The organism is Streptomyces sp. AB3(2024) (assembly GCF_041862025.1).
Lineage (GTDB): Bacteria > Actinomycetota > Actinomycetes > Streptomycetales > Streptomycetaceae > Streptomyces.
This window is the reverse complement of record NZ_JBGWAB010000204.1, coordinates 1-9,117: the sequence shown is the minus strand read 5'-3', so window position 1 is coordinate 9,117 and position 9,117 is coordinate 1. Positions and strand designations below refer to the sequence as shown.

The window sequence follows — 9,117 nt, the reverse complement described above, 5'->3', positions numbered from 1 at the left end:
GCGGGTGCCCCGGGCCCTGCGACCCCCGGCACCCCCCCCCCCCACACACAAACAACGCCTGCCCGGCCCGCCCCCCGGGGGCGGGGGCGCGGGGGGGGCCGGGGTTTGGTATTTCGTAGTGTTTTGGTAATATTTTTTTTTTTTTTTTTTTTTTTTTTGTGGTGTGGGGGGGGGGGGGGCCCCCCCCCCCCCCCCCCCCCCCCCCCCCCCCCCCCCCCCCCCACACACACACAGCGCTGCCCGGCCGAGCCCGCGCGGCGCGTCCGCGCGTGCGGGCCCGGCGTCCGCGCGGGGCGCCCCGCGGTCAGGACAGCAGGCCCCGTTCCAGGGCCGCCATCACCGCCGCCGTACGGTCCGACACCGCCAGCTTCTTGAACGACCGCAGCAGATGCGTCTTCACCGTCGCCTCGCTGATGAACAGCCGCTGCCCGATGTCCGCGTTGGTCCGGCCCTCCCTGACCAGCTGGAGGACCTCCCGCTCCCGCTCGGAGAGAACCGGCGGCTCCGCCACCCGGGCCCGGAACAGCTTCGGCGCCAGCGACGGCGTCAGCACCGTCTCGCCGCGCGCCGCCGCCTTCACCGCCTGCACCAGCTCCTCGCGCGAGCTGCCCTTCAGCAGATAGCCCGCCGCACCCGCCTCCACCGCGCGCAGGATGTCGGCGTCGTCCTCGTACGTGGTCACGATGACCACCTTGGTGCGCGGCGACTCCCGCAGGATGTGCCCGGTCGCCGCCACCCCGTCCATCGCGCCCATCCGCAGGTCGAGCAGGACGATGTCCGGCCGCAGCCGGCCCGCCTGCACCACCGCCTCCTCGCCCGAGCCGGCCTGCCCCACCACCCGGATGCCCGGGTCCAGCTCCAGCATCGCCGACAGGCCCTCCCGCACCACCGGATGGTCATCGACCAGCAGCACCCCGATCGGGTCGCGCTCAGTCATCTTCCGACTCCTCTCCCACCGGGCCCAGAGCCACCGTCACCTCGACGGTCGTGCCCGCACCCGGGCCGCTCTCCACCCGCACCGTTCCGCCGATCTCCGCCACCCGGGCCCGCATGCCGAGCAGCCCGAAGCCCCCGCTGTGCGCGTCGTCCCCGGCCTCCTCGGGCCCGGGGTCCCGGCAGGCGTCCACCGCGAAGCCCGCGCCGTCGTCTCGCACCACGAGCCGTACCTCCCGCGGCGCGTACGCCACCCGTACCTCCACTTCCCGGGCGTCCCGCGCGTGCTTGCGCACGTTCGCGAACGCCTCCTGCGCCGCACGCAGCAGCACCACGCTCACCACCATCGGCAGCGGCTGCTCCTCGCCCCCGGCCGTGCACCGCACCACCAGCCCCGTCTCCTCGCGCAGCAGGTCGGCCTGCCGGCGTACGGCCTGCACCAGCGAGCTCTCCCGCAGCGCCGGCGGAGTCAGCTTCGAGACGAAACCCCGGGCCTCGGCCAGACTGTCACGGGCCACCCGCCCCGCCAGCCCGAGCCGCTCTTGCGCCCGCGCGGGATTGTCCACCACCTCCGACTCGGCGGCCTGCACCAGACTGATGATGCTGGTCAGGCTCTGCGCCAGGGTGTCGTGGATCTCCCGCGCCAGACGCTCCCGTTCGGCCGAGATGCCTGCCTGGTGGGACAGGTGCGCCTCGCGCTCGCGGCTGCGCCGCAGCTCGTCGATCATCTCGGCCCGCTCGGAACTCTGCTGCACCACCCGCGTGATCCACAGGCCCAGCAGCACCGACAGGGCGATGCCCAGCAGCGAGATCGGCAGTACCGAGAGGATGTGCGGGTCGAACTCCCCGCCCCGCAGCCACACCACCGTCACCGGCCACAGGTTGGCCAGGACGACCAGCACGATCGCCGGCGGCATCGGCAGACTCATCATCAGCATCGGGACCACCGCGAACAGCGCGAAGGAACCCCCGAGGTCCAGCGTGCTGGAGGTGGCGAACAGCAGGAACAGACCGGCGGAGAAGACCAGATTGCGCCGCCCCTTCGTCCGGTCGATCATCGGCCTGCGGCCGAGACCCGCGTACCAGGGCACGATCAGCGTCAGCGCACCGATCGCGAGGGCCCGGTGGACCTGGTCCTCGTCCGAGGCGAACAACAAGACGACCGTGACGAGGTAGGAGACGGCGAAATAGCCGTCCCACAGACCGAACCAGCGGCCCCCGGAGTCGAGCCCGCGACCGGGGCCCTTCCACGGGACCTCCTCCTGCGTGTATATGTGCACGGCACCAGTCCTACCACGAGCCCCGCCCGTGTCCGTCGAACGGTTGACAGCCGGTCCCACCGATCGGTCGGCACCCGGGCCGCGGCGCCCCGCCTACGTTGGAAACAGCGGAAGGAGAACCGCGACAACGGATTTCGAGGCAGTGCGGAAAGGGCGGGTTCGGTCACGTGGGCCAGTTCACGACGGCGGTCATCACCAGCGCGACGATCCTGGCCTTCATCCTCGCGACCGACTCCGGCAACCGGCGCATCACCGCCCTGAGGATCGCGGGCCCCACGCTGGTGGCCGTCGTCGTCACCGGTCTCTGCGTACACTCTTTCCCGACGGCCGGCAACGACATGTCGCTGCACCTCGCCGGCATCGGCGTGGGCGGCATCTGCGGACTCGTCGCGAGCTCCTTGCTCACCGCCCACCGAGACCCCGCGGGAGACGTCCGCAGCGTCGGCGGACCGGGCCACGCGGCCGTCTGGGCCCTCCTCTTCGGAGCCCAGATCCTCTTCGCCTACGGCTGCGAGCACTGGTACGGCGCAGGCATCACGCGCTTCACCACCGACTACCAACTCAGCGGCGGCGAGGCCCTCACGAGCTCGCTCGCCCTGATGTCGCTGTCCATGGTGGTGGCCCGGGCCGCCGTCCTGCTGTCCCGGCTGCGCGCCGTACCGACCGAGCGGGAACCGGTCGCGGCGGACCGGAAGGCGAACTGAAAACCATCCGGCACGAGTTGACCGGCGACGATCCAAGATCCTCCAGGAACCAGGGTGACGCAGTGCTAGACAACCAAGAACTGAGGCTCCGTCCGCCTCGCAACCGGGTCGAGACCCGTGCCATCGGCTGGTGGACCCTCCAGTCCTCCCTCTTCGCCCTGCCGCTCCCGATCACCTTCGGCGTGCTCTGGCTCTTCATCACCCCGGCCCGCTTCGTCTTCGGACCCCTCTTCCTCATCGCACTCGTCCCCGGGCTCCTCTTCATGGGCATCATGCCCGTCTGGCGCTACCGGGTGCACCGCTGGGAGATGACCGACGAGGCCGTCTACGCCGCCTCCGGCTGGCTCTGGCAGCGGTGGCGGGTCGTGCCCCTCTCGCGGGTCCAGACCGTCGACATGCTCCGCGGCCCGCTCCAGCAGCTGTTCGGACTCTCCGGGATCACCGCCACCAGCGCCTCCTCCGCCGGCGCCGTGAAGATCAAGGGCCTGGACCACCGCACCGCCACCGAGCTCGTGGAGAAGCTCACCAGGGCCACCCAGGCCGTACCGGGGGACGCGACGTGACACCGGACAGCGCGGTACGACCCGCCGACCAGGCCGAAACCGACGGGTGGGGGCGCCTCAACCCCCGCCTCTCCCTCGTCAACCTGAGCGTCGTGGCCACACCGCTGGCCACCTTCGCCGCCACCACCGTCCTCACCGGCGGCGAGATCAACCTCCAGGTCCTGATCACCTTCGCCTCGTTCCTCATCACCTGCCTCGCCATCGCCGGTATCAGCGTGATGCGCCTGATCACCACCCGGTACCGCATCACCGACGACCGGGTGGAACTCCACAAGGGCCGCTTCTTCCGCAGCGAACGTTCCATCCCCGTCGACCGGATCCGCAGCGTCGACCTGACCGCCAACCCCCTCCACCGGATCTTCGGCCTCACCTCCCTGAAGATCGCCACCGGCGACCAGGCCACCTCCGGCGGCGGCCTGTCCCTCGACGGCCTCAGCGTCCACGACGCCGAGGAACTGCGGCGCCGGCTCAGCGAACTGCGCCACGCCCGCCAGGGCCTGACCACCGCCGACCCCGACGACGACGCCACCCTCGCCCGGCTCGACTGGGCTTGGCTGCGCTACGCGCCCCTGACCCTCTGGGGCGTCGGCGGTGTCTTCATCGCCGTCGGCTCCGTCTACCGCACCCTGCACGAGATGAAGATCGACCCGCTCGAACTCGGCGTCGTCAAGGACCTGGAGGAGCGCTTCGGCTCCCTGCCCCTCTGGTACGGGATCCTGCTCACCCTCGCCGTCATCGTCGTGATCGGCGTCGCGGGCTCGACGGCCACCTTCATAGAGGGCTGGGGCGGCTACCAACTCGACCGCCCCGAGACCGGCCTGCTCCGCGTCCGCCGCGGCCTGCTCGTCACCCGCTCCGTCAGCATCGAGGAGCAGCGGCTGCGCGGCGCGGAGGTCGCCGAACCCCTGCTGCTGCGCTGGGCAGGCGGCGCCCGGCTGAAGGCCGTCGCCAGCGGCCTCGGCGACGAGGACGAGAACAGCAGCCGCAGCCGCCTCACCCCGCCCGTACCGCTGGCCCTGGCCCAGTCGATCGCCGCCGACGTCCTCGGCGAGAGCGTCTCCCCGACCACCGAGGCCCAGCTCGCACCGCACCCCCGCGCCGCCCTGCGGCGCAGGCTCAACCGCGCCCTGATCTGGTCCGTCCTGATCGCCGCCCCCCTCGTCGGCCTCGGGCTGTGGCTCACCCCGGTCCTCGTGCACACCGGCTGGATCACCGCCGTCGTCCTGTTCTGCGCCGGAGCGGCCTTCGCCTTCGACGCCTACCGCAGCCTCGGCCACGCCGTCCACGGCCCCTACCTGGTGACCCGGTCCGGCACCTTCACCCGCCGCACCACCGCCCTCCAGCGCGACGGGGTCATCGGCTGGACCATCACCCGCTCCGTCTTCCAGCGCCGAGCCGGCCTGCTCACCCTGGGCGCCGCCACGGCCGCCGGCAACGGCGTCTACAAGGTCCGCGACGTGGCCGTCTCCGACGGGCTCGCCCTCGCCGAGGACGCCGTACCGGGCCTGCTGGCCCCCTTCGTCGAACGGGCCCCCGCCCGGCACTGACGGCGCCGGCGGCCCGGGCCCCGGCCGCCGCCCGCGCACCCTCACCGACCAACTGGCGCACCCCCGGAAACGGAGGGGCGGTCCCCCCCGACCGCCCCTCCGTTTCGTACGCCCGCGCTTTAGGGGGCCCTTAGGGGCCCCAGCGGATTCGAATTCCCCGAATTCTTGCGCCCGCCGCTCTTCACGGGCATTATGATGCGGTCGCAACTCGCATATGTGCAGCGCAAAGACAGGGGTCCCCGCATAGGGGCCCCTAGGGGACCGTTAGGGGTTTCTGCGCCACCACTCCCCGTGCCAGGGTCATAACCGGTCTTAGGTTTCTCTGCACGGAGTGATGGAGCGCGCGATGTTGAACGAGTCCCAGGATTTCGCAGCCGAAATCGACGGCGCCCCCGAGGCCGGCGAAACCCAGGACGTCAGCAACGGCGACAGCCCGCAACGGTGGTACGAAGACCTCTCCGGGCTGACCGAGGGCGAACAGCGCACCGCACTGCTGGAGCGGGTCTCCGACCTCGTCATCGCCGCCCTGCGGGACAACGCGCCCACCGTGCTCGACCCCCACCGCTCCTTCCTCGACCTCGGCTTCGACTCCCTCGCCGCCGTCGACCTGCACGCCCGCCTCGTGGCGGCCACCGGCCTGCGCCTGCCGGTCACCCTGGCCTTCGACCACCCCACCCCCGCCCACCTCGCCCGCCGGATCCACGCCCTGCTCCTGGGCCTGACCACCCCCGACGAGGCCCCCGTCACTGCCGCCATCAGCAGCGACGAACCGATCGCCATCGTCGGAATCGGCTGCCGATTCCCCGGCGGCGTGCATTCCCCCGAAGCGCTCTGGGACCTCGTCGCCAGCGGCACCGACGCCATTTCCGCATTCCCCACCGGACGCGGCTGGAACCTCGACTCCCTCTACAACCCGGACCCCGACCGATCCGGCACCAGCTATGCGCGCGAAGGCGGATTCCTCCACGACGCCGACCAATTCGACGCCGCATTCTTCGGAATCTCCCCGCGCGAAGCCCTCGCCATGGACCCGCAGCAGCGCCTGCTGCTGGAAACCTCCTGGGAGGCGTTCGACCGGGCCGGCGTCGACCCCGCCGCACTGCGCGGCGGCCAGGTCGGAGTCTTCGTGGGCGCCGAAACCCAGGAGTACGGCCCCCGGCTCGAAGACGCCACCGACGGGTTCGAGGGCTACCTCGTCACCGGCAACGCCGCCAGCGTCGCCTCCGGCCGCATCGCCTACACCTTCGGCTTCGAAGGCCCCACCGTCACCGTCGACACCGCCTGCTCCTCCTCCCTGGCCGCCCTGCACCTCGCCGTCCAGGCCCTGCGCTCCGGCGAATGCTCCCTCGCCCTCGCGGGCGGCGTCGCCGTCATGGCCAGCCCCGGCTCGTTCGTCTCCTTCAGCCGCCAGCGCGGCCTCGCCCCCGACGGCCGCTGCAAGCCCTTCGCGGCCGCCGCCGACGGCACCGCATGGGGCGAGGGCGCCGGCATGCTGCTCGTCGAACGCCTCTCCGACGCACGCGCCCGCGGCCACCGCGTCCTCGCCGTCGTCCGCGGCACCGCCATCAACCAGGACGGCGCCAGCAACGGCCTCACCGCCCCCAGCGGCCCCGCCCAGCAGCGCGTCATCCGCCAGGCCCTCGCCAACGCCGGCCTCACCCCCGCCGACGTCGACGCCGTCGAGGCCCACGGCACCGGCACGAAGCTCGGCGACCCGATCGAGGCGCAGGCGCTGCTGGCCACCTACGGCCAGGACCGCCCCGCCGACCGGCCGCTGCGCCTGGGCTCCCTGAAGTCCAACATCGGACACACGCAGGCCGCCGCCGGCGTCGCCGGCGTCATCAAGATGGTCATGGCCATGCACCACGGCCTGCTCCCCAAGACCCTCCACGTGGACGCGCCGACCCCGCACGTCGACTGGGAGGCCGGAGCGGTCTCCCTGCTGACCGAGCCCGTCGAATGGACCGCGACCGGGACCCCGCGCCGGGCCGGCGTCTCCTCCTTCGGCATGAGCGGCACCAACGCCCACAGCATCATCGAGGAGCCGCCCGCCGAAGACCGCGAAACGGCCGGGGAGACGGGAGCGGCGGACCGGCCTTCCGGGCAGACGGCCGGGGAGGCGGGCGAGCCGTCCGGACCGCTGCCCTGGGCACTGTCCGCCAAGACCCCCGAGGCCCTGCGCGCCGCCGCCCGGCGACTCGGCGACTGGCTCGACACCCACCCCGACGCCGACCCCCTCGACATCGGCCACTCCCTCGCCGCCACCCGCGGCCGCTTCGACCACCGCGCCGTCGTCCTCGGCGACGACCGCGCCGCCCTCCGCCGCGGCCTGCACGCCCTCGCCGACGCCACCGATACGCCCGCCGTCGTCCACGCCGCCCCGGCCGCCGGACGCACCGCCGTCCTGTTCACCGGCCAGGGCAGCCAGCGCCTGGACATGGGCCGCGAACTGTACGAGACCCAGCCGGTGTTCGCCGACGCCCTCGACGACGCCTGCTGGTACCTGAACGAGCAGCTCGACACCCCCCTCCTCGACGTCCTGTTCGCCGAGGAGGGCACCCCCGAGGCCGCCCTGCTGCACCAGACCGGCTACACCCAGCCGGCCCTCTTCGCGATCGAGGTCGCCCTCTACCGGCTCGTTGAATCGTGGGGCGTGAAGCCCGACTTCGTCGCCGGACACTCGATCGGCGAGATCGCTGCCGCGCACGTGGCGGGTGTCTTCTCCCTGGACGACGCGTGCGCGCTGGTGGCGGCGCGCGGCCGGTTGATGCAGGCCCTGCCGGGTGGTGGCGTGATGATCGCGGTGCAGGCTTCGGAGGACGAGGTCCTGCCGCTGCTGACCGAGCGCGTGAGCATTGCCGCCGTCAACGGGCCGACGTCGGTGGTGATCGCGGGTGACGAGGACGCCGCCGTTGCCGTGGCGGAGGCGTTCGCCGGGCGCAAGAGCAAGCGGCTGAGCGTCAGCCACGCGTTCCACTCGCCGCACATGGACGCCATGCTCGACGAGTTCCGCCGCGTGGCGCAGGTCCTCGACTACGCCGCACCCACCCTCCCCGTCGTCTCCCTCCTCACCGGCACCACGGCCACCGCCGCCGAACTGGCCGACCCCGAGCACTGGGTCCGCCACGTCCGCGAGGCCGTCCGCTTCCTCGACGGCGTCCGCACCCTGCGGGCCCGCGGCGCCGACTCCTTCCTGGAACTCGGCCCCGACCCCGTCCTCACCGCCATGGCACACGACTGCCTGGTCACCGACCCGCAGGACCCCGCCAACCCGGGCTTCGCCGCCGCCCTGCGCGCGGGCCGCGCCGAGCCGGCCACCCTGCTCGACGCTATCGCCCGCATGTTCGTCCGGGGCGCGGACGTGGACTGGGCCGCCTGCTACGCCGGTACCGGCGCCCGGAGCGTGGAACTGCCGACGTACGCCTTCCAGCGGCAGCGCTACTGGATGAACTCCCGCGTGGCGGCAGCCGAGTCGGCCCACACGTCCGGCTACGGGACCGACCCGGCCGACACCGAGTTCTGGGACGCGGTCGAGCACCAGGACGTGGCCGCGCTCGCCGCCGCGCTGGAACTGGACGCGGACGGGGAGCAGCCGCTGAGCGAGGTCGTCCCGGCCCTGTCGGCCTGGCGCCGCCGGGTGCGGACCCAGGCCGAGGTGGACGGCTGGCGCTACCGCGACGCGTGGAAGCCGGTGATGGACTCCGTGGGGGGTGCGCGGCTTTCCGGGGTGTGGCTGGTGGTTGTTCCGGCCGGTGGTGTGGATGCGACGGCTGTGGTGGACGCGCTGGCCGCGCGCGGTGCCGAGGTACGCCGCCTCGTGGTCGAGCCCGGTACGGACCGGGACGCGCTGGGCGGGCTGCTGACCGGGGCCGGCCCCGTGGCTGGTGTGGTGTCGTTGCTGGCGCTGGACGAGGCCGCCGGGGTGGCCCCCACGGCTGGGCTGCTTCAGGCGATGGGCGACGCCGGGTTGGGGGCGCCCTTGTGGTGCCTGACCCGGGGTGCGGTGAGTGTGGGCCGTTCGGACCGCCTCGTCTCTGCGGTTCAGGCGCAGGTGTGGGGTCTGGGCCGGGTTGCCGCTCTGGAGGTTCCG

General features: G+C 72.7%; 5 protein-coding genes and 1 pseudogene. 4 read left to right on the top strand and 2 right to left on the bottom strand.

Going from position 1 to position 9,117, the window contains the following annotated elements:
- Positions 1-304 precede the first annotated feature (304 nt).
- Both ACEPPI_RS38445 and ACEPPI_RS38440 read right to left on the bottom strand, forming a co-directional pair.
- Positions 305-937, bottom strand: a complete 633-nt coding sequence (locus ACEPPI_RS38445; RefSeq protein WP_373919901.1) for a response regulator — start codon at positions 935-937, stop codon at positions 305-307.
- Positions 930-2,213 (bottom strand): sensor histidine kinase, encoded by a 1,284-nt coding sequence (locus tag ACEPPI_RS38440; RefSeq protein ID WP_373919900.1) that lies wholly within the window; start codon positions 2,211-2,213, stop codon positions 930-932. Before ACEPPI_RS38440 ends, ACEPPI_RS38445 begins: the two co-directional genes overlap by 8 nt.
- Before the next feature lie 167 nt (positions 2,214-2,380).
- On the opposite strand from ACEPPI_RS38440, the gene ACEPPI_RS38435 reads away from it, so the two are divergent.
- From ACEPPI_RS38435 to ACEPPI_RS38420, 4 genes and pseudogenes are all read left to right on the top strand, one after another.
- Entirely contained in the window at positions 2,381-2,917 is a 537-nt protein-coding gene (locus ACEPPI_RS38435) for a hypothetical protein (RefSeq protein ID WP_373919899.1), read from the top strand.
- A 62-nt stretch (positions 2,918-2,979) separates the two neighbouring features.
- The gene (locus ACEPPI_RS38430; protein ID WP_373919898.1) at positions 2,980-3,480 is read left to right on the top strand and encodes a PH domain-containing protein; all 501 of its coding nucleotides are present in this window, start codon (positions 2,980-2,982) and stop codon (positions 3,478-3,480) included.
- A complete protein-coding gene (locus tag ACEPPI_RS38425) occupies positions 3,477-5,027 on the top strand; it encodes a PH domain-containing protein (RefSeq protein WP_373919897.1) in 1,551 nt (516 codons plus the stop codon). Before ACEPPI_RS38430 ends, ACEPPI_RS38425 begins: the two co-directional genes overlap by 4 nt.
- Positions 5,028-5,421: 394 nt before the next feature.
- Positions 5,422-9,117, top strand: a pseudogene (locus ACEPPI_RS38420) (beta-ketoacyl synthase N-terminal-like domain-containing protein); the annotation flags it as partial.

Coding starts and splice junctions, on each gene's coding strand:
- ACEPPI_RS38445 (WP_373919901.1), bottom strand. CDS start 937: ATGACTGAGCGCGACCCGATCGGGGTGCTGCTGGTCGATGACCATCCG.